Annotated in this window: 22 protein-coding genes; 7 read left to right on the top strand and 15 right to left on the bottom strand. The window is 41.6% G+C overall.

From position 1 onward, the window contains the following. Positions 1-92 precede the first annotated feature (92 nt). A complete protein-coding gene (locus LQ188_RS05270; RefSeq protein ID WP_101223636.1) occupies positions 93-416 on the bottom strand; it encodes a YuzD family protein in 324 nt (107 codons plus the stop codon). 152 nt (positions 417-568) lie between these two features. Here LQ188_RS05270 and LQ188_RS05265 point away from each other — a divergent pair, with 152 nt between their 5' ends. Next, entirely contained in the window at positions 569-805 is a 237-nt protein-coding gene (locus LQ188_RS05265) for a NifU family protein (protein ID WP_034310199.1), read from the top strand. Between the two features lie 189 nt (positions 806-994). Here the strand turns inward: LQ188_RS05265 and thrB are convergent, their stop codons facing one another. The 5 genes from thrB to yutH all read right to left on the bottom strand — a co-directional run bounded on the left by thrB (position 995) and on the right by yutH (position 6,506). Beyond that, complete coding sequence (gene thrB, locus LQ188_RS05260; RefSeq protein ID WP_101223637.1) at positions 995-1,939, bottom strand: homoserine kinase; 945 nt, start codon at positions 1,937-1,939, stop codon at positions 995-997. Continuing rightward, positions 1,936-2,997, bottom strand: a complete 1,062-nt coding sequence (gene thrC, locus LQ188_RS05255) for a threonine synthase (RefSeq protein WP_101223638.1) — start codon at positions 2,995-2,997, stop codon at positions 1,936-1,938. Before thrC ends, thrB begins: the two co-directional genes overlap by 4 nt. Then, positions 2,994-4,292: a homoserine dehydrogenase gene (locus LQ188_RS05250; protein WP_230176201.1), complete on the bottom strand. Its 1,299-nt coding sequence runs from the start codon at positions 4,290-4,292 to the stop codon at positions 2,994-2,996. Before LQ188_RS05250 ends, thrC begins: the two co-directional genes overlap by 4 nt. A gap of 192 nt (positions 4,293-4,484) precedes the next feature. Further along, complete coding sequence (locus LQ188_RS05245; protein WP_230176200.1) at positions 4,485-5,399, bottom strand: L,D-transpeptidase family protein; 915 nt, start codon at positions 5,397-5,399, stop codon at positions 4,485-4,487. Between the two features lie 105 nt (positions 5,400-5,504). Next, positions 5,505-6,506 carry a spore coat putative kinase YutH gene (gene yutH / locus LQ188_RS05240; protein ID WP_230176199.1) on the bottom strand — a complete coding sequence of 334 codons (1,002 nt, stop codon included), beginning with the start codon at positions 6,504-6,506 and terminating at the stop codon, positions 5,505-5,507. A 208-nt stretch (positions 6,507-6,714) separates the two neighbouring features. Between yutH and LQ188_RS05235 the strand changes: the two genes are divergently transcribed. After that, positions 6,715-7,212: a phosphatidylglycerophosphatase A gene (locus LQ188_RS05235; protein WP_063234039.1), complete on the top strand. Its 498-nt coding sequence runs from the start codon at positions 6,715-6,717 to the stop codon at positions 7,210-7,212. A gap of 44 nt (positions 7,213-7,256) precedes the next feature. Here LQ188_RS05235 and LQ188_RS05230 read toward each other — a convergent pair whose 3' ends face one another. Together LQ188_RS05230 and LQ188_RS05225 are read right to left on the bottom strand one after the other, a co-directional pair. Next, positions 7,257-8,024 (bottom strand): TIGR01457 family HAD-type hydrolase, encoded by a 768-nt coding sequence (locus LQ188_RS05230; RefSeq protein WP_230176198.1) that lies wholly within the window; start codon positions 8,022-8,024, stop codon positions 7,257-7,259. 23 nt (positions 8,025-8,047) lie between these two features. Beyond that, positions 8,048-8,485 (bottom strand): DUF86 domain-containing protein, encoded by a 438-nt coding sequence (locus LQ188_RS05225; RefSeq protein WP_230176197.1) that lies wholly within the window; start codon positions 8,483-8,485, stop codon positions 8,048-8,050. A 427-nt stretch (positions 8,486-8,912) separates the two neighbouring features. Here LQ188_RS05225 and LQ188_RS05220 point away from each other — a divergent pair, with 427 nt between their 5' ends. Both LQ188_RS05220 and LQ188_RS05215 read left to right on the top strand, forming a co-directional pair. Beyond that, positions 8,913-9,179: a DUF3055 domain-containing protein gene (locus tag LQ188_RS05220; RefSeq protein ID WP_098371475.1), complete on the top strand. Its 267-nt coding sequence runs from the start codon at positions 8,913-8,915 to the stop codon at positions 9,177-9,179. Between the two features lie 67 nt (positions 9,180-9,246). Further along, entirely contained in the window at positions 9,247-9,537 is a 291-nt protein-coding gene (locus tag LQ188_RS05215; RefSeq protein WP_101223643.1) for a cytosolic protein, read from the top strand. A gap of 31 nt (positions 9,538-9,568) precedes the next feature. On the opposite strand, the gene LQ188_RS05210 is transcribed toward LQ188_RS05215, so the two are convergent. Continuing rightward, on the bottom strand, positions 9,569-9,844 hold the full coding sequence (locus LQ188_RS05210) for a YutD family protein (protein WP_101223644.1): 276 nt from the start codon (positions 9,842-9,844) through the stop codon (positions 9,569-9,571). Between the two features lie 113 nt (positions 9,845-9,957). On the opposite strand from LQ188_RS05210, the gene LQ188_RS05205 reads away from it, so the two are divergent. Further along, positions 9,958-10,620: a YhcN/YlaJ family sporulation lipoprotein gene (locus LQ188_RS05205; protein WP_230176196.1), complete on the top strand. Its 663-nt coding sequence runs from the start codon at positions 9,958-9,960 to the stop codon at positions 10,618-10,620. 38 nt (positions 10,621-10,658) lie between these two features. On the opposite strand, the gene lipA is transcribed toward LQ188_RS05205, so the two are convergent. Beyond that, entirely contained in the window at positions 10,659-11,573 is a 915-nt protein-coding gene (gene lipA, locus LQ188_RS05200) for a lipoyl synthase (RefSeq protein ID WP_063234033.1), read from the bottom strand. A gap of 226 nt (positions 11,574-11,799) precedes the next feature. Here lipA and LQ188_RS05195 point away from each other — a divergent pair, with 226 nt between their 5' ends. Next, the gene (locus LQ188_RS05195; RefSeq protein ID WP_230176271.1) at positions 11,800-12,750 is read left to right on the top strand and encodes a M23 family metallopeptidase; all 951 of its coding nucleotides are present in this window, start codon (positions 11,800-11,802) and stop codon (positions 12,748-12,750) included. An 86-nt stretch (positions 12,751-12,836) separates the two neighbouring features. After that, the gene (gene yunB / locus LQ188_RS05190; protein WP_230176195.1) at positions 12,837-13,586 is read left to right on the top strand and encodes a sporulation protein YunB; all 750 of its coding nucleotides are present in this window, start codon (positions 12,837-12,839) and stop codon (positions 13,584-13,586) included. A gap of 22 nt (positions 13,587-13,608) precedes the next feature. Here the strand turns inward: yunB and LQ188_RS05185 are convergent, their stop codons facing one another. The 5 genes from LQ188_RS05185 to LQ188_RS05165 all read right to left on the bottom strand — a co-directional run bounded on the left by LQ188_RS05185 (position 13,609) and on the right by LQ188_RS05165 (position 18,407). Beyond that, positions 13,609-14,706 carry an HD-GYP domain-containing protein gene (locus LQ188_RS05185; RefSeq protein WP_230176194.1) on the bottom strand — a complete coding sequence of 366 codons (1,098 nt, stop codon included), beginning with the start codon at positions 14,704-14,706 and terminating at the stop codon, positions 13,609-13,611. A gap of 174 nt (positions 14,707-14,880) precedes the next feature. Then, the gene (locus tag LQ188_RS05180; protein ID WP_101223648.1) at positions 14,881-15,183 is read right to left on the bottom strand and encodes a DUF1805 domain-containing protein; all 303 of its coding nucleotides are present in this window, start codon (positions 15,181-15,183) and stop codon (positions 14,881-14,883) included. Positions 15,184-15,244: 61 nt separating this feature from the next. Then, positions 15,245-16,630 carry a bifunctional UDP-sugar hydrolase/5'-nucleotidase gene (locus LQ188_RS05175; RefSeq protein ID WP_230176193.1) on the bottom strand — a complete coding sequence of 462 codons (1,386 nt, stop codon included), beginning with the start codon at positions 16,628-16,630 and terminating at the stop codon, positions 15,245-15,247. Between the two features lie 16 nt (positions 16,631-16,646). Next, positions 16,647-17,474 carry a sulfite exporter TauE/SafE family protein gene (locus LQ188_RS05170; RefSeq protein ID WP_230176192.1) on the bottom strand — a complete coding sequence of 276 codons (828 nt, stop codon included), beginning with the start codon at positions 17,472-17,474 and terminating at the stop codon, positions 16,647-16,649. Positions 17,475-17,558: 84 nt separating this feature from the next. After that, positions 17,559-18,407: a DUF72 domain-containing protein gene (locus LQ188_RS05165; protein WP_230176191.1), complete on the bottom strand. Its 849-nt coding sequence runs from the start codon at positions 18,405-18,407 to the stop codon at positions 17,559-17,561. Between the last annotated feature and the right edge of the window lie 157 nt (positions 18,408-18,564).

Genomic DNA, 18,564 nt, shown 5'->3' with positions numbered 1-18,564 from the left:
ACCCATCTATACTACATTTTATATTAAACTGGCCCAATGAGCTGCATGCAGCTCATTCATGGGTCAGTTTTTCTTATTTCTTCCATTATATATCACTCTTGTATTGTATACCCGTATTTTTCCATCGTTTCCACCACTTTTTTGAGACGTACATTTCCTTCTGCGATGATTTCTCCTTCGATGAGGACCAGTGGATAAAATAAATCTTCCTCGATCATCTTCGCGGCAAAGCCCTTTTGCTTTTGCGTTTCTGGAGGATTATACATATCTATATAGGATATTTTGAATTTCTGCTCAGGAAACTTCCTCGTTAAAGCGGCTTCAAGCCACTCGCAGGTATCTTTCGAAGAAGGGAGATTAACACAACTCGCGCAAATTTGCTCCGCACCATATACTTCTATCTCAATTTCTTTCATTACCTACTCTTCCTCCTTCATTTTGAATAATGTTTAAAAACTTTACCTGTTTCCATCATACCAGAATAATATAGATTATATTTCCGCAAAGTTACAGTTGGATTTTTTACTACCTTCGCTTTATAATATGATTAGGAAAGGAGTCGATTGCAATGTCTGAACAAACAATGGAAGTTCAAGTTCAAGAAGTCCTAGATAAGCTTCGTCCGTTTCTTCTTCGTGATGGCGGTGACTGTGAACTAGTTGACGTAGAAGATGGAATTGTAAAATTACGATTACTAGGAGCCTGCGGAAGCTGTCCTAGTTCGACCATTACGCTAAAAGCTGGGATTGAGCGTGCCCTTCTTGAAGAAGTTCCTGGTGTAGTGGAAGTTGAACAAGTTTTCTAATGGCCCTTTAAATAACATGCAGCGTATGGATGTAGGCTCACTTCATCTATACACGTTCAACCTTTTTATACAGGCCGGAATCTTTTCTGGACTGCAATAAAAATAAAGCTGACTCGGCTTTTGCCCTATCAAATTGATACGGCTTGACGCGAGTCAGCTTTTTTATATGGACAATGAATGAAGCATGGCTCACGATTTCAAAAATTTCAATTCCTTTTTTTCCTGTTCTGAAAGGGTTGCCGTATAACTGCCTTCATTATCGATTTCCAATTCTTTCACAAGAAATTCCGGAAATGTTTCCTTCAATACTGTGAGTAAACTTTCACTATTTTCTGCGGATGATAAGCATAAAACAGTTGGACCTGCTCCGCTTAGAGCCGCACCAAATCCGCCTTCATTGAGGACAACTTCTTCAATAAGCGCTAAATGAGGGACCAACTCTGCTCTAAATGGTTGATGGAAACGATCACTTTGCATCATTTCACCAACAAGCTTCCAATCTTTAGATAGAACTCCTGCCAGCAAAACATTTGCGGCTGCACTTCCGCTTATCGCCTCTTTATAGGAAAGCGAATTCGGAAGGACATTTCTTGAATCCTCTGTAAGCAATTCAAAATCGGGAATGACAGCAATCACCTTAACTCCCTCGATTGGAAAAGACACGACATCCGTTCTTTCCTCCGTATGCAGGCCCACAACCAATCCACCATACACTGATGCCCCCGCATTATCCGGATGCCCTTCAAAGAGGGAAGCATGCCGATTCTTTTCCTCTTCGGATAATTGAAGTTCACCAACGATGTTCGCCAATTCAATCCCCGCCACAATGGCAGAGGCACTGCTTCCAAGCCCACGCGCCAGTGGAATTTCACTAGAGACGAAAAGCCGGCATGGGGAAAGTTCCTTTCCATAGGATGCCGCCGTTTCCTTGGCAATTTGGACGATATAATTACGATCATCCGTTGGAAAAACAGACATTTCCTCTGAAAGTGGAACGACTTCCCAATGATCTGATGAAGATCCGTGTATTTCCAAGTAAAGTCCTAGCGCCAAGCCGATGGAATCGAATCCTGGTCCTAAGTTGGCCGTACTTGCTGGTACACGGATCAAGAACATCTCTGATTCCGCACTCATGCCTGTTTCACACCCTGCAGATGTTCTAAAATGACCTCTTCATCCATTGGCAGCAATGTCGGCTGAATCGTGCTTGTATTGACTGCCACATTCGGATCTTTCAATCCATTTCCAGTCAAAACGGCAACAATCTTACTTCCTTTTTTGATTTCACCGCTTTTTAATTGTTTATAGATGCCTGCAATGGAAGCACAAGATGCCGGCTCTGCAAATACCCCTTCTTTTTTAGCAAGGAAATGATAGGCTTCCAGAATTTCTTCGTCTGTCACCTCATCAATTTTGCCTTTGGATTCATTTGCTGCTTCCACAGCAAAGCTCCAACTTGCAGGATTTCCAATCCGGATGGCTGTTGCAATCGTTTCTGGATTTTCAATAATGCTATCCCGGACAATTGCAGCCGCACCTTCAGCTTCGAACCCTCTCATTTCAGGAAGACCCGTTTGTTTCGATTCGTTATATTCTTTAAACCCTTTCCAGTAAGCCGTTATATTACCTGCATTCCCGACTGGAAGCGCCAAAATATCCGGTGCGGATCCGAGGGCATCACAAATTTCGAAAGCCGCTGTTTTCTGCCCTTCAATCCGGTATGGGTTGACCGAATTCACAAGAGTTATCGGTGAATTCTCACTAAGTGAACGGACGATTTTTAGAGCCTGGTCGAAGTTCCCTTCGATCGAGATGATTTCCGCCCCGTACATGACGGCTTGGGCAAGCTTGCCCATGGCTATTTTCCCTTCCGGGATGACAACGATGCAGCGCAGGTTGGCACGGGCCGCATAAGCGGCTGCAGCTGCCGATGTATTCCCTGTGGAAGCACAGATGATCGTGTCGCTGCCCTCTTCTATCGCTTTGGCGACGGCCATGACCATTCCGCGGTCTTTAAACGACCCAGTTGGATTCGCCCCTTCATATTTTACATGTAAGTCGATTCCCCACTCTTCGGATAATCGATTCAGTTTGATTAAAGGTGTATTACCCTCCAAAAGGGTTAGTGCAGGTGTGTTATCATTAACGGGTAAAAATTCTTTATACGTGCTTATAAGTCCTTGCCAGCTCATTTGATGTCCTCTCCTTCAACTCTGTATGTACTTTTCACTTCTCTTACCATATTGTAATCATGTAATTTCTGTATTATTTGCTCAAATGCAGCCTTTGTGGCAGTGTGCGTAACCAATACAATTTCGGAAGATTCCTTTTCATCCAGAGGCAATTGAAGGATTTTATCGAATCCTACTCCATGCTCGGCAAATAAATTCGTGATTCTGGCTAAAACACCAACTTCATCTTGAACATGTAAACGAATGAAGAACTTAGCGAAAATCTCAGTGGCATCTTTTAATTGTTTCGGATACTGAGGAGAAACGGCACTGCGGCCATTTACGCCCAGCCTCATATTCTTGATGACCGTCACCATATCCGAAACGACTGCAGTCGCAGTAGGAAGACTGCCGGCCCCCGGTCCGTAAAACATCGTTTCCCCTACGGCTTCCCCATAAACGTATACAGCATTATACTCATTATTTACCGATGCTAACGGATGTGCTTCCGGAAGAAGTGCAGGCTGGACACTTACTTCGACCCTATCCCCTGCCCTGGAAGCGACGCCGATCAATTTCATTGTATAACCAAGCTTCTTACTATATCTCAAATCCTCTTCGGATATCTCGGTAATGCCCTGTACCTCAACATCATTCAAACCAATGTTCATTGAGAACCCGAGTGTTGATAGGATCGCCATTTTACGGGCCGCATCCAATCCGCCTACATCGGCTGTCGGATCGGCTTCAGCAAATCCCAGCTCCTGAGCTTCCTTCAATACGTCATCATAAGCTCTGCCTTCCTTGCTCATTTTCGTTAAAATGAAGTTTGTCGTTCCATTGACGATTCCCATCATTTTCGTGATGCGGTCAGAAGATAATCCATCTACAAGACCGCGTAAAATCGGAATTCCCCCTGCAACACTTGCTTCATAGAATAAATCACATTGATTCTCGGTGGCCAATTCCAGCAGTTCCGGTCCATATAAAGCCATTAGGTCTTTATTGGCCGTAACGATATGCTTTTTATTTTTTATAGCTTCTATCAGATAACTGCGTGTTTCTTCGATTCCACCCATCACTTCTATTACAACATCAATCTCGGGATTCGAAAGGATATCCTCAGGATTGTCAGTTAACATTCCTTTATCGACCTCGACAAGCCGCTCCTTCGTCGTGTCTTTGACTAGTATCTTCTTAACGGATATGGAACAGCCCACTTGATGCATGAGCTTGTCCTGATGACTTTCAATGATTTGTACGACTCCTGAACCGACTGTACCTAACCCCAATAAACCGATCGAGATGGCTTTCATATTTTGGTTCCCCCTTAAAAACTGTTTGCCTGAAGAAAACATTTGTATTTGTATAGTAGACATTATAAGTTTAATTCAAATAATTATCAATAGTTAGAAAAGATGGATGCACGAACTTTTTTCGCCCATCCCTTGAACGAGTAAGAACGGGTAAAGCTAATTTTTTTTATAGGAAAACCATTTTGCTGATTATTACTTAACGCTCTTCAATGAATCATTTGTACCCATTGCAATATGTGGTTTTTGCACGGGATCCATCCATTTCAGTAAACTGAGGACATTCTTTTCGGCTGTGGCTGTACATCCCGCAGTCGGCTTTGTATCCCCTCTCCATACATGAAGAAAGATTGCACTGCCTTTTCCTTTTATGATGGGATTCGTATTATAATTAATGACCGCGCCATACTTATAGAGTTCATGATTCATCCTTTCGAAAGACTTCCATTTAACTGCAGGATTTCCTTTATAGGTTTTCCACTTGTTATAATCATTGGATGTCTGATCGTCAATCCAGTAGTCATATTTGGTCGTTTTCTTATAACCCATTTTCATTCCGGTTGGCTTCGTTCCACTTCCAAAAGACGTACCGAATGAATAAATTCCAACCGGGGATTTTCCATCACCCTCTTTTTTGCTCTTCGTGAAGCCGTTCTTTCCAATGACACCCTCCATCTTCTTCAATGCCCGGCGCCATTCCCCTTGTTTCTTTTCATACGTTTGGATCGTAACCTTTGTATCACTCATCGCTTTTCCTGTCACCGATACAACTTGGTTAACGCCTTTTCTACTATCGAATTTCTTTAGAAGGGCTTTTTCACTGGTACCGAAAACCTCATTAGCATCTGCCAAATTGATATATGCTGTCTTTTTCGAGTGACAGACCTTATACCAGTTTCCAGTTCTTCCACTTGCCGATAATTCTTTGTTTTTCTTATAAGTTATTAATGTTTTGCTTGCAGCCGACGCCTTTTCCTTCACATCCGCAGCAGACTTCATGACAATCTTGAATTGATTTGCTTCGCAACTTGTTTTCGTTTCAGCCTTTGCAAGATTTGTCGTTTGGATGATTAAAAGAGCTAAAAGGGCGGCCATCATCAATCTTTTCATGGTCCCATCCTTCCGTAGTGATTAAATATCTAATTATTCTAAAAAATCTTGTTATCATCATAACATAGTAAGTAAGGATGAATCATATTTCTTTCCCGTTTTTATCTAAATCCAGTCAATTTTAGGCAAATCATATTGCTTGGCCGGGACCTCCGCCAATTCATAAAAATGTTTGAGGAAGGACTCATATTGTTGTGAGGATTTCGTGATGGAAGATATTTTATCCTCCAACTCATTCGACCTTGATTCCGTCGTTTTTGAAAAATACTCTTCCACAGTTTCAAAATAATGAATGGGAAATAGCATCCTCGAATATAACAACCGGGCTGAAAAGCTGGAGAATGGTTCTATGGATTGATATTCGTGAAAGAATTGGCCAATGCCCCGTTGATGTGTATGCACATTTTGAAAATAGTGTTCCCTCACCCATTCTGCGACATCCCTGCTTCCATGGTCGAATACCCAATCGAACGGATTTTTCATCCACTTATTGCTTTTCCACGTATCATGTAAAAAACGTTCATAACAAACCGTTCCACTATCGACAATTTGCGGGGTATCATCAATTTCCGTGTCGACTAAATATTGAATCGCATTTTCACCCAGGACCATATAATAGGGAAAGGTTTCTATAAATAATTTTTCAAACTGGTTATCAGGATGGGCATTGAGCTTATCCCGCCAAATCTTTTCTAACTGATCGATCCTTTGTTCCCATAGTTCTTTCCATTTACCGATCCTTGAACATGTTCGAATCGTTTCATTAATATTTCTCCCACGCTGATGAAATCTTGCCAGGCGTCTTCCTGGATTGAAATTTTTCGGACCTTCCAATGCCTGATTGACAAGAAGGATGAATAATTGTTCATCCGCTTCCGAAACATAACTTCCATGATTGGCAAGGACAAAGGCGGATACGTGACGATCTCCTTGTGAAATCAGATGTTGAGACATTTTATACCGTTCCACTAATTCCTCCTGCTCCATATTTTCAATGGGAACGATGCTGTAAACCATATTTCCTGAACGGAAGCTTGGAAACCTGCTATTGGCTTCTTCAAGCTCCACCTGTATGCCATAATTATTAAAAATGATTTCTTCTATCATGGAATGGCCCCCTTCATCAAATGGATATAATAGAAATATTGGACATCATATACTTATATATATATGTGGAATAACCCGTTTTCTGAATGATTATCGAAACCTTATTAGAAATTCGGATCAAAACATCCTTCATGGCTTTTCATTTTAATCAAATCAACCTACCCGCATTAGAACTATCCCTTTAAAATATAGAGAAATGGGTGATGACATGGCTAATATTGAACAATCAATGTCTGAAAAAACGGCTCGAAGATGGCTAATTGAACGAGGAGTGAAATTGGAGGATATCGCTGAGCTAGTCATGTATTTACAATCTGGCTACCATGAAAATCTCCAAATGTCCGATTGCCTTCACAATGTCGAACGGGTCCTTTCAAAACGCGAGGTCCAAAATGCCATCCTTACCGGCATTCAGTTGGATATTTTAGCTGAGAAAAAACTGCTCGAGGAGCCTCTGCTGAGCATAATTGAAATAGATGAAGGTCTATATGGGGTCGATGAAATATTGGCTTTTTCAATTGTGAATGTTTATGGATCGATCGGCTTTACCAATTATGGTTTCATCGATAAACAAAAGCCGGGGATCTTAAAATATCTAAACGATAAAAGCACAGGTAAGGTGAACACCTTTTTAGATGATATCGTTGGAGCGATTGCAGCTGCCGCTTCAAGCCGGCTTGCCCATCGAACCGAAAATGCAGAATAAAACGACATGAAAAAAACAGGACTGCAATCGCAGGCCTGTTTTTTTCATTCGAAGCTCCATAAGTCGAGTGTGTCCACCACATGCGTAGGCTGCTCCTTATATTGCTTTAGGCGTTCTTTTGTCGTCACGCCAGTATGTACAAGCAGTGTATCGATCCCTGCGTTAATGCCGGCAAGGATATCCGTATCATAGTTATCGCCAACCATGATTGTCTCTTCTTTAGGTACCCCTAATACTCTTAGTGCTTGCTCCACTATGACGGATTCAGGTTTTCCAATAAAAATCGGCTGTACCTGAGTCGAAACGGAAACAACGGATGTCAAGGAACCATTCCCAGGCAAAAGGCCTTGCTCAGTTGGAATGGCAATATCACCATTGGTCGAAATGAAAACAGCCCCATTTCTAACAGCAAGACAGGCTTTTGACAACTTTTCATAATTGATGCCGCGGTCGATGCCCATTACCAGAAAATCTGGATGCTCTTCGACAAGCTTCATTCCTTTTTCCTTAAGAGCCTCGATGATGCCTTCTTCACCTACCACATAGACCGATGCATCCTTCTTTTGTTCGGCTATGTAATTTGCAGTGGCCATGCTTGTCGTGAAAACCTGTTCATCCTCTGTTGAGATGCCGATGCTTCTTAACTTATCCGCTACTTGTGCCGGAGTCCGGGATGAATTATTGGTGACGAATAAATAAGGGATATCCCTTTTCCTTAGGTCATTGATAAACCCTGCCGCTTCCGCAATTTGTTCAGTTCCGCGATACATGGTGCCATCTAAGTCAATTAAATATCCTTTATACGACTTCATTTGAATTCGCCTTCCTAACGCTGCTAGTTTTTAAAAGCTGATACAGGTCCCAATTCATTTGTTAAATAGTTCCTCACCAAATCAGGGAATTGCTTGAATGCCTCGATATTTTCCGAAAATACGGCATGCAGTTCTTTGTGATTCACTTCAATGAAGTCTTGAACCAGCATTTTCCTTAATGGCAAAACCTTTTTGAATTGTTTCGCTTTTTCTTCTGAAATCACTTTTTCATCTTGAAGGATATCGATAATATCTTCATAACTTCCTGGATCACGCATAATGAAACCATCAATTACCGCATTTCCTACATCCAACACGGAATCGATGGAAGTTTGTATGAGCCTTTCTGCGATAAGTTCCGAAAGGTCTCCATCCCAATTATCATGCCCTTCAAAAAGTCCAAGCTGCTTTTCAAGAAAACCTAATATTTGTTCAATTTTTTGGCGGTCTACAAAGTACATTATTTCCAGATCCTTTCTGATCTAAGATGATATAGGGAATCATTGGTTGAATGAGCGGCATAGTTAAGACCCTGTGCCGAACCAACCTTATTCCTTGATAATACCATAGCTTCTCCCTTACTCTCAATTCCTTCAACCCCAACCCATTGTACAATCCAATTACTAACAGGTGCATTGACTTACACATTGCCTTTTCACAGGGGGGGCATTTTCCGACGTCCACTCCAAGAAAACCAATTCATGATTCCATTTATATTCTTAACCACTTTCATCTAATCGATGAACGCAATGATTGCTCGAGGTTCTGAAGCATCATGGGGAGGGATTAATTTCTACAGTCGGCAGCCCAGAAAAATGTCTGTTCCCCTATTGAAGTCACTTTGTTATGATGGAAATACAAATGTGAAGATAAGAAGGGAATGAGACTATGGAAGATCGTTTTTATTTATACAATGACGTCGTTGATTCAAAAACCCGGTTCATAAGCTTCATGGGAGAGGAATCAAGATTCGATTTGGCCATTACGACTACCGATCGGTTTTATGGAAAGAAGCTTGTTTTGAATATGCAGAGTAACCGTTTCGCGATTATTGGGCCTGATGATTTAGAAGAGGAAGGCTATCTTGAGCACGCCTTTCAGTTGTCAGAAGCGGAAGCCGAGGAACTGCGTCACTTTTTAATGGAAATCGTCTGAGTGCTGAAGTTTTTTTCTTAAACGGGAAAACCTACTGAATGTAAGATCGATTACATGAGGGGGGATTATCTTGGACAAAGAAGAATACCACGATTTTTCCAATGTCGAAAAACAGAGGGATTATTTAATTCCTGAAGAATTTCCCGAAGGACCTTTTGGATCAGCCATTGCAAAAGATGCACCAGTCCAGAATAAAAACACACCGTGGCAGGAAGGGCAACGATATCAAAGTGCCTTCAATTATGAAAATAAATCGTTGCATGAAGGCTTACCTCGACAATATCCTGGTGCTCATCCGACACATGATGATCCAGAAAAAGATGAACAGCCTCCATATAAAGGATATGGTAACTCTTAACGTGGAAGGGCCAGAGTGAATTCTGGCCTTTTTATTTCTTTACTTTCTTCACGACGAAATAAGGACAGCCAAAATTGCAGTATTCATATAAATATTCACTAAGCGTGCTTATCTTTGTATCGAAGGTCGCTTTCTGATTGGAATCATCAAAAAATCCACGCAGCCTCAATTGTCCGTAACCCCAATCCCCTACTATATAATCATATTTCGTTAAAATCTCACTGTATCTGGCTTTAAACGCTTCTTCGTTATAGCCTTCCCTTTCATCCTCAATTATTTCGTAGGTCATGTTATTGATGGTAATCATTGTTTTCACCTCTCATAAATACATTTCTTCTTTAAATTATAACTGATTCCCCATCAATTACTAAGCGAAAAATAGAGAAATATGTTCATCCTAAAGTTACGGGGGTGTTATTGATGAAAAAAACGATAATAACGATAGGTTTAAGCTCGATTATTGCACTAACCGGATGTGCTGATAAAGAAAAAGACCAGGGGCTCGGTGCAAAAAACAATGCAGGCAACCCAACAAACGTAAATAATCCAACTCAATATTATGATGAGGATTATCGTAATAATGACAACAAAAGTGATGATTTTGGTTTTACTCGCACCAATAGTGCAACCATTAACGGCCGTAACATTTCCAACAAAGCTGCTTCCATTGACCGTGAACAATTGTCTGATGTCATTTCAAAACTTAGTGTTCAGATTCCAAATGTCAATGACGCCGCTACACTCGTTACTGATGAGGAAGTACTTGTCGTATATGATACCAATGACAAGGATCGGACGGAAACCGCCGACCAAGTTAAACGTACTGCCATGTCCGTCGTGCCTCGCTACTATCATGTCTACGTCAGTGATGATTATCAAAACCTTGCCCAAGATGTCGAAAATTTCGCTACAGTGAAATCCGGCAGCAAAGGGATTGACTATACGATCGAACAAACGATCAAAGAAATGCTGAAATCGCCTCAAGGATACAAAATGAGTGACACAGAAAATGAAAATGGAGAAATGGTTAACGATAAAAGAGATCATCATGATAACATCCATCAAAAAATGGATAACCGTTGAATAAAAAAGGACCGAATTTTTTTCGGTCCTTTATTTCTCTATTTCAATAATTCTTCACCTTTGTTTTGCTTATGTTTAGCCGCAGCATTAACTTGTTCATCAGCATGGTAGGATGAACGGACAAGCGGACCGGATTCACAATGGCTGAAGCCTTTTTCCAATGCACGTTCTTTCAGTTCGGCAAATTCCTCAGGCGTATAGTATTTCAGCACCTTTAAATGTTTTTTAGTCGGCTGTAAATACTGGCCGATTGTCATGATATCGACATTATTAGCCCTTAGGTCATCCATGGTCTCAAGGATTTCCTCCCGCGTTTCACCCAGACCTACCATTAAACTAGATTTTGTCGGGATTTCCGGATACAGTTCCTTGGCTCTTCTTAAAAGCTCCAAAGAACGTTCGTACTTGGCCTGAGCCCGTACACGGTCGGATAAACTTCTGACAGTCTCTATATTATGGTTAAGGATATCTGGTTTAGCATCCATCAATGTCTTGATATTTTCAAACACCCCGCCCATATCAGACGGTAATACTTCAATAGAAGTAAATGGATTTTTGCGACGGATCGCACGGACTGTTTCAGCGAAAACTTCAGCGCCTCCATCCTTTAAATCATCACGGGCAACAGCTGTAATGACGACATGCTTTAAATTCATCAAAACAACGGAATCGGCAACACGCTCAGGTTCAGCCCAGTCCAATTCATTCGGACGTCCAGTTGTAACAGCACAAAAACGGCATGCCCTTGTACAGATTTCACCTAAGATCATGAAAGTAGCCGTTCTTCTCACTGCCCAGCATTCGTGAATATTCGGACATTTTGCCTCTTCACAGACTGTATGAAGATTTTTCTCGCGCATCATATTTTTTAAACCGAGGTAATTTTCGTTAGTATTAAGCTTTATTTTCAACCAATCTGGTTTACGAAGAATTTCTTTATTTGTAGAAGACATGAAAATGCCACTCCATTCTATAGAAATTAACACACCCTACTTTAACAATAAAAAAGCATTTATACAAGTTATAGTTGGTTTCCCATTATTTATTTTTCATGTTTATAGCTAAATCAGCAAAACTATAAAAGATGGATGGACTGATGTATTTTAATTACGGAGAATGTCATGAAAGGAGCCTGCCCCGTTGAATAAATTATTCCTTCTTACCATAACTTGTTTGTTAATTTTGAATGCACCAGGCCAAGTGGCTGATGCTGCCGATACCCCAGATGCTTATCCCGGGAGAATGGAGCTATATAAAAATATGGAGGCTACTCTCCAAATCCCGTGGTATTACCTTGCTGGAGCAGATCAATATGAGCATAGCCTCAGGGCTGCACGAAGGGACTTAGAGCCGGCAAAGGGTTTAATAGGCATCCACATCGAGCCTTCAAAGTGGAGCGGGGCCCTCAATCCTGACTTAAATGACGTGAACCCGCTCACGATCACATTTTTTGACGGATTGGGCCAGGATGGAAATGGTGATGGAAAAGCAGATATCAATAATGATACCGATCGATTGTATGCTTTTTCGAAGCATCTCCAATCTTATGGTGCAGATGAAGATAATATCCGGATCGGCTTGTGGGATTATTATAAACGAGATAAAGCAGTCAGCATCATTATCGGCAATGCCGAGATTTATAAGAAATATGGCCGGTTGGATTTACATGAAAAGGCCTTCCCTGTTCCAGTACGGACTCATTATACGTACTTGAATACATGGGGAAGCGCTCGTGGATGGGGCGGAAGGAGAATCCATGAGGGCACTGATATTTTTGCCGATTATAGCCTTCCCGTTCGTTCCACCAGCTATGGAATCATCGAGATGAAAGGCTGGAATAAATTCGGCGGTTGGAGGATAGGGATACGGGATTTAAATAATACCTATCATTACTTTGCCCATTTAAGCGGCTTTGCCAAAGGGTTGAAAGTCGGACAAATCGTCGAGCCCGGACAAGTCATCGGAGGTGTCGGCAGTACAGGTTACGGTCCTCCGGGAACTTCGGGAAAATTCCCTCCGCATCTTCATTACGGGATGTACAAAGACAATGGAATCACAGAATGGAGCTTTGATCCTTACCCTTATTTAAAATTATGGGAAAGGAAAGATTTGGCTAAAAAGCGAAAGTGAGCGGCGTGAATTTTACGCTGCTTTTTTTTGATTTCAACATAAACCCCTGAACTTGATGCATAGGTATTAGTAAAGGGGGCTAAAGCGTGTTCCGAAAAAGATTTCGACCGAAGAAATTCCGAAAAAAGGGGCCTCTTCCCACCCGAAAAGTATTTCTCTATTCATTCATCCTGTTTATCATATCAAGCATCTTGACTCTTTGGTACGTGGACAAATCAATCGAACCCGTGATCATGAGTGTAGCCGAATATGAAATCAAACGGATTGCAACGGAAACGATTCATGAATCGGTTGATGAAAATATAGCCAAGGTCGATATGAACAAAATCATCACCAACAATAAGGGTGGTAAGGACTCCAGTTCCTCCTATAGCTTCAATCCGGTCATATACAGTGAATTGCGGGCTAACATAACGAAGGATATTCAAAAGAAACTTGGCATCAAACAGGGAAATCCTTTTAAAACAGGTTCAGCCAAAATAAACGATGAACAATATAAAAGTGTGGTCTATTATATACCATTTGGTGTTGTGACCGGGAATAACCTCCTTTCCAATTACGGACCAGAAATCCCAGTGAAAATGTCGGTCATCGGGAATGTTGAATCGGATTTGAGGACAAAACTGACAAACGCAGGCATCAATAATGTTTATTATGAATTGATTGTGGATTTTGATGTCAATATTCAAATCGTCATCCCCTCTTTCACAAAGGAGACCAAGGTGAGTCAGGAAGTGACAGTCGGAAGCCTGTTGATCGAAGGTGATGTTCCAAGTTATTTTAGTAACGGCAACGGTTCGGTGGCACCTGCGATCATGAAGGAAAATAAGGAATGACAAAACCAGCTTATCCTTGAGGTTAGGCTGGTTCTTGTATATTTAGACATTTCATGATAAGCAAATGCAGGTTTTTATTCAAGTCCACTTCATAGGGCTCTTTTATCCGCTCCCCATCTTCTTCCAGTATCCTTATCATGGGGCGGTCACCAATCCCCTCATTTTGAGCGGATACTACTCCTTTCCTTCCATCATTCAATTCTACTGATAGACCATTAGGATAAATGGCAACCGCCCTGCGGAAAGCCTCGATGATCGTATTGTCGAACTTTTTCCCGACTCCGGCATAAAGAACTTCCAAACCTTGATGCGGCAGCATGGCCTTACGGTAAACCCGATTGGAAGTAACGGCATCAAACACATCGGCAACGGCAATGATCTTGCCGAAATAATGGATTTCATCCCCCTTTATCCCACGGGGATATCCAGATCCATCTAACCTTTCATGATGCTGATAGGCACAGTTCGCAACTAAAAGTGAAACGGTATGAACATTTTTGATTAGATGAAATCCGTAATCGGCATGTTTTTGGATTTGTTCAAACTCCTTTTCCGTCAGTTTGCCGGGTTTATGGAGGATTTCCAAAGGCACGAGCATTTTGCCGACATCATGTAAAATCGCCCCCAGCCCAAGAATTTCAAGATTCTTATTATTGATATTCAATTCCATCCCGATCGCCAGGGTATATAAGGTCACATTGAAGGAATGAGTGAAGATATAGTCATCGTATGTATAAACGTCGGCCAATAAAGTCATTAACTCCTTATTCCTTTTCAGCTCGTCCATGATGTTCCGGACTATTTGAGTGAACTTGACGTTAGCCTGCTCTATCGTGAATGATCCATCAAGGTTCATTTTGTTCTTTATGTCCAGGAAAGTGGTTTCAATCGTATTAACGGCTTCTCTTCTAAGTTTCCCGGACACTGGGGGCATTGGAATGATGTCATCCGTCCTGGAATCTTGAATGTAAACAAAGGGTATATTAAGGGACACCAGTCGATTGATCATTTTCTGCGTTAATGTAAGACCCTCGCACAATAGGACATGGCCCCGCTCATTATAGATGTTTTTACCGAGCCTTACTCCAGGGCTTAGGGACTTTGTAATAGCTAGCCTCATACTTGTACCCCATCTCCCCATTCAATATTTGTAAATCGACCGTTTCTTTCCTTTATAAAGATTATCGGAAAATATTTTGATAAATGAATCTGTTTGAATATATTTATTGAAAAAATATCAGCATTTTAAAATAAAAAAATAAGGCCCCCTTTAAAAAAAAGAAAGCCCACCTTTTCAAATCATTTTGATTAATGCCTCTTTACCAATCATTCCCGGATGAATGCCCTTTTCCACAGCCTCCCAGGTAACCGATTCAAGCGGCGCTTCCAATAACTCTTCAATCGATTTAACTCCTGTAGCCCTCCCTGCAAGGATTTTACGATGTTTCAATTTATCATTCAGCAGTCCAACATCTAACGCACCGCACATTATATACCCTTTTTCGGACGCGACAGCAAGTAAATTCGTTTTTGGAAGTCGGACAGAAATGGCTAGGAATGTATGATTATCAAGAATTATTGGTATCATGTTAATCAATTGGTTTCGCCCCTCTCTTCCCCATACTTTATGAAAAAAAGGGCGAAACCGTGATTTAGCGTTAGGCGTTTGTGTATATTTTTTTCAGCTTCCATAAAAGGATATCCCGTAAGAATTCCGGCAGCAGGTATGTTTTGCGATTGGAGCGCTGGATACTTGGAAAGAAGTGCCCAAATGTAAACATATCAGGTATGGCCAGTTTATAGGACTTATCCGCCTGCAGTTTCTCTCCTTTTATAAGAATCCCTTTTACGATACCATTCTCCATTTCGTTAAATTCAATTTGATCATAATGCATGACTCCCATTATGTTTCCGCGGAAACCGAAACCTTTCACCTGATTATGTGGCCATTCCGCATTTCTCGATTGCATTAAGATTTCTTTTAATTCATTCCCATTAACTTCAACGACGCAAGGGTTGATGGGATGTGGACAGATTCTGTGAATATCCCCTTTTGTGACAGGACCGTCCGGCAGCCCTTCAAGCAGGAGGCCTGCATTCAAAAAGGAACAATCCGCCTGACTCCACTCCCTAAGGGCCTCCCCTAGGATTTCCGTCAAAGGACTTACTTTGAACCAATCATTATCCAGTGCTTTTGGTAAGTCCACTGCAACCTGTTTTAGCGTTTCCCCTCCGGCCTGGTATATCTCTTCAATCCATGACCGTTCATTCTCCAATTCCAAAAAGTCATTGGTATCATAAAGAATGGCACTCTTCTGGCTAATTTCCCTTTCCTGATTGACGGTCATTTCCACCTGTCCAACAAAGAAGCCATATTTCCCGGCACCGCAAAGGAGTGTGTCATTGATCAATCTCCCCTGGTGGAGAATGTGGTGGGTATGCGCGCCAAGTATGATGTCAATCTCCGGAAAGTCCTCTGCCATCCTCTCATCATCATGGATGCCCAGGTGGGAAAGGATGATGATTACATCCGCCTCTGTTTTGACCCTTTCAAGCTGTGCCTTTAACTCCACGAACGGTTCTGTTATTTCCCAGCCCATCGCAGAGTAAAACTTTTGAAAAAAGGCTGTCAAACCTATCAGGGCGATCTTGGTGCCTTTTACCGTTGTATGTATCCAATATGGCAGCGCCCATTCCGGCCTTTCATTATCACTGTAATAAATATTGGCTGCCAAGACCTTGAACCTTGCATGATCATATAAGGAGTCTAACGCATCATGAGGTAAAGTGATCCCTTCATTATTGCCGATGGTCACATATTGGTAGCCCGCTTCATTCAGCAGCTCAATATTGCCTTTACCTAACGTACCTTCTGTATATGGATGCCAGCGGTCCACATGATCGCCTATATCCAGTATGATCGCTTCTTCTCCCGTTTCTTGATGAAGTTTTCTTCTTTCTTTAAGAAACTTATCAATACGAGGCCAATTCTCAAAATGACTATGGAGATCATTGGTGTGATATAAATGAATGATTTCTGACATCATTTCTCCTCCTCGTTTATCCTGTAATACCTTGGTATATAAGACGTAAACCAATGATTATCAGCACTATTTTCAACATATTTTCCAGCGACGCACTCTTTAGGCGCGTATTGATGAATGCGCCCAATTTAGCACCGAACCATGCACCCGGAATCAGGGCAAAAGCATATGGCCAATTAACATTTCCAAGGGAAATATGGGTAATCGAATTAGTGATGGATGATAAAAATACCATGAACATCGAAGTCGCTACAGCCATATGCGGAGGGAAGAAGAAAAGTAGCATCATGACGGGAACCATTAAGGCCCCACCGCCAATTCCAAATAATCCGGAGCTGAATCCCACGACAAAGGAAATCAATACAGCTAACACGGGGTGATAACCATAAGAAAATGAATGTCCATTTTCAGTTTCATACGTTTTCACTATTTTCCCTTTTCCAGGCTTGAAAAGCATTGGCTTCAAACGATTTTTCACTAATAACACAATGGCCATGAAAACCATGAAAATACCAAAGTACAATGAAAAAGCTTCGGCGTTAAGATTTTTATTCACATATGCCCCTATTATTCCACCAGGCGCACTGCCAATAAAAAAGATTAAGCCGGCCTTATAATCCACCACTTTATGTTTTAAATAAGATAAAGTAGAAGATAAGCCGGTAAAAATCATGATTACGGTTGAAACACCTACAGCGACCTGAGGAGTCAGCTCATCGATAATATTTGTAGATGTACCTAAATATAAAAGAGAAGGCACAATGATGATGCCGCCTCCAAGACCGACAAGAGCTCCGATCGCTCCCGCAAATAATCCACTACCCACTAATACTAACCATACCATGTAGAAATCCGCCTTTACCTGTTTGTGAGGATATAACCTCTACTAGTTGTCACAATATCTCTTTATTTAATTATATATATCCTCTTAAAACAAACCAAGCTGCTTAGGAGCCAGTCCTTCATATTCTATACCAAGCAACTCAATCATTTGTTTGGCATTATCGGAGGCATCTCCGCCTGAATTATTATTAAACAGGACATATATATCCTTGGATTCCTTTTCCAATATCCTGATTTTCTCCACCCATTCAGTCAATTCCTGCTGATTATATCGATATAAGTACCTGACCTCACGCCAATTATCACCCGAAGAAGGCCTTTGCCAACCATGCAGGTTACGGCCATGAAAGCGTATCAGGGTTTTATCTTTATCGGTGGCCTGCAAAACGACTGGAATGGATCCCTCTCCAGCCTGAGGCTCATCGCATACAGTATGGAACCAGCCTTCCTTTTCGATAAAATCCAAAGTTTGCTGGACTACGTTAGATCTGTACCAGCTTTGATTCCGAAATTCTATGGCCGCTGGGATATCGCCCATTTCAGCTTTGCACCATCGCAGGTAATTCACATTTTCACGTTTACAATCAAACCATGGCGGAAACTGAAATAAGACCATCGCGAGCTTTCCGGACATCTGATAAGCCTCCAGAGAGTCGCAAAATGCCTTGAACATTTCCTTCTTACTTTCAAATGGGATTTCCCCACGCTGATGTCCTGTCATCCCTTGATAAGCTTTAACGACAAACTGGAATGATGCAGGCGTCTCGGATACCCACTTTTCACTGTTCCTCTTTGGCTGGACTGCATAAAAAGAGGCATCCACCTCCACAATGGGAAAATGAGCTCCGTACTCTTTAAGCTTATCACGTTGGGACACACCACCATGATACAAACTATCATGATCTCCCCAACCGGTCACACCAACATAGATCATCTGCATCATCACTCCTTCGGGACTGGCCCCATTTCCTGACTTCTATTGTTATTTTTACCCTTATTGAGCCATATCTAATCTTTGGTATAAAGGTGACGGAGACGGATGTCAAAACAAAAAGCCTGCCAGACAGACCCGGCAGGCTTTTGTATGAATG

This window comes from Peribacillus sp. Bi134 (assembly GCF_918698065.1).
Taxonomy (GTDB): Bacteria; Bacillota; Bacilli; order Bacillales; family DSM-1321; genus Peribacillus.
This window is presented reverse-complemented; position numbering and strand designations above follow the sequence as displayed.

Excerpts from the sequence above, each read along its gene's own strand:
- LQ188_RS05270 (WP_101223636.1), bottom strand. The coding sequence starts at position 416 with ATGAAAGAAATTGAGATAGAAGTATATGGTGCGGAGCAAATTTGCGCG.
- LQ188_RS05265 (WP_034310199.1), top strand. The coding sequence starts at position 569 with ATGTCTGAACAAACAATGGAAGTTCAAGTTCAAGAAGTCCTAGATAAG.
- thrB (WP_101223637.1), bottom strand. The coding sequence starts at position 1,939 with ATGAGTGCGGAATCAGAGATGTTCTTGATCCGTGTACCAGCAAGTACG.
- thrC (WP_101223638.1), bottom strand. The coding sequence starts at position 2,997 with ATGAGCTGGCAAGGACTTATAAGCACGTATAAAGAATTTTTACCCGTT.
- LQ188_RS05250 (WP_230176201.1), bottom strand. The coding sequence starts at position 4,292 with ATGAAAGCCATCTCGATCGGTTTATTGGGGTTAGGTACAGTCGGTTCA.
- LQ188_RS05245 (WP_230176200.1), bottom strand. The coding sequence starts at position 5,399 with ATGAAAAGATTGATGATGGCCGCCCTTTTAGCTCTTTTAATCATCCAA.
- yutH (WP_230176199.1), bottom strand. The coding sequence starts at position 6,506 with ATGATAGAAGAAATCATTTTTAATAATTATGGCATACAGGTGGAGCTT.
- LQ188_RS05235 (WP_063234039.1), top strand. The coding sequence starts at position 6,715 with ATGGCTAATATTGAACAATCAATGTCTGAAAAAACGGCTCGAAGATGG.
- LQ188_RS05230 (WP_230176198.1), bottom strand. The coding sequence starts at position 8,024 with ATGAAGTCGTATAAAGGATATTTAATTGACTTAGATGGCACCATGTAT.
- LQ188_RS05225 (WP_230176197.1), bottom strand. The coding sequence starts at position 8,485 with ATGTACTTTGTAGACCGCCAAAAAATTGAACAAATATTAGGTTTTCTT.
- LQ188_RS05220 (WP_098371475.1), top strand. The coding sequence starts at position 8,913 with ATGGAAGATCGTTTTTATTTATACAATGACGTCGTTGATTCAAAAACC.
- LQ188_RS05210 (WP_101223644.1), bottom strand. The coding sequence starts at position 9,844 with ATGATTACCATCAATAACATGACCTACGAAATAATTGAGGATGAAAGG.
- LQ188_RS05205 (WP_230176196.1), top strand. The coding sequence starts at position 9,958 with ATGAAAAAAACGATAATAACGATAGGTTTAAGCTCGATTATTGCACTA.
- lipA (WP_063234033.1), bottom strand. The coding sequence starts at position 11,573 with ATGTCTTCTACAAATAAAGAAATTCTTCGTAAACCAGATTGGTTGAAA.
- LQ188_RS05185 (WP_230176194.1), bottom strand. The coding sequence starts at position 14,706 with ATGAGGCTAGCTATTACAAAGTCCCTAAGCCCTGGAGTAAGGCTCGGT.
- LQ188_RS05175 (WP_230176193.1), bottom strand. The coding sequence starts at position 16,630 with ATGTCAGAAATCATTCATTTATATCACACCAATGATCTCCATAGTCAT.
- LQ188_RS05170 (WP_230176192.1), bottom strand. The coding sequence starts at position 17,474 with ATGGTATGGTTAGTATTAGTGGGTAGTGGATTATTTGCGGGAGCGATC.
- LQ188_RS05165 (WP_230176191.1), bottom strand. The coding sequence starts at position 18,407 with ATGATCTATGTTGGTGTGACCGGTTGGGGAGATCATGATAGTTTGTAT.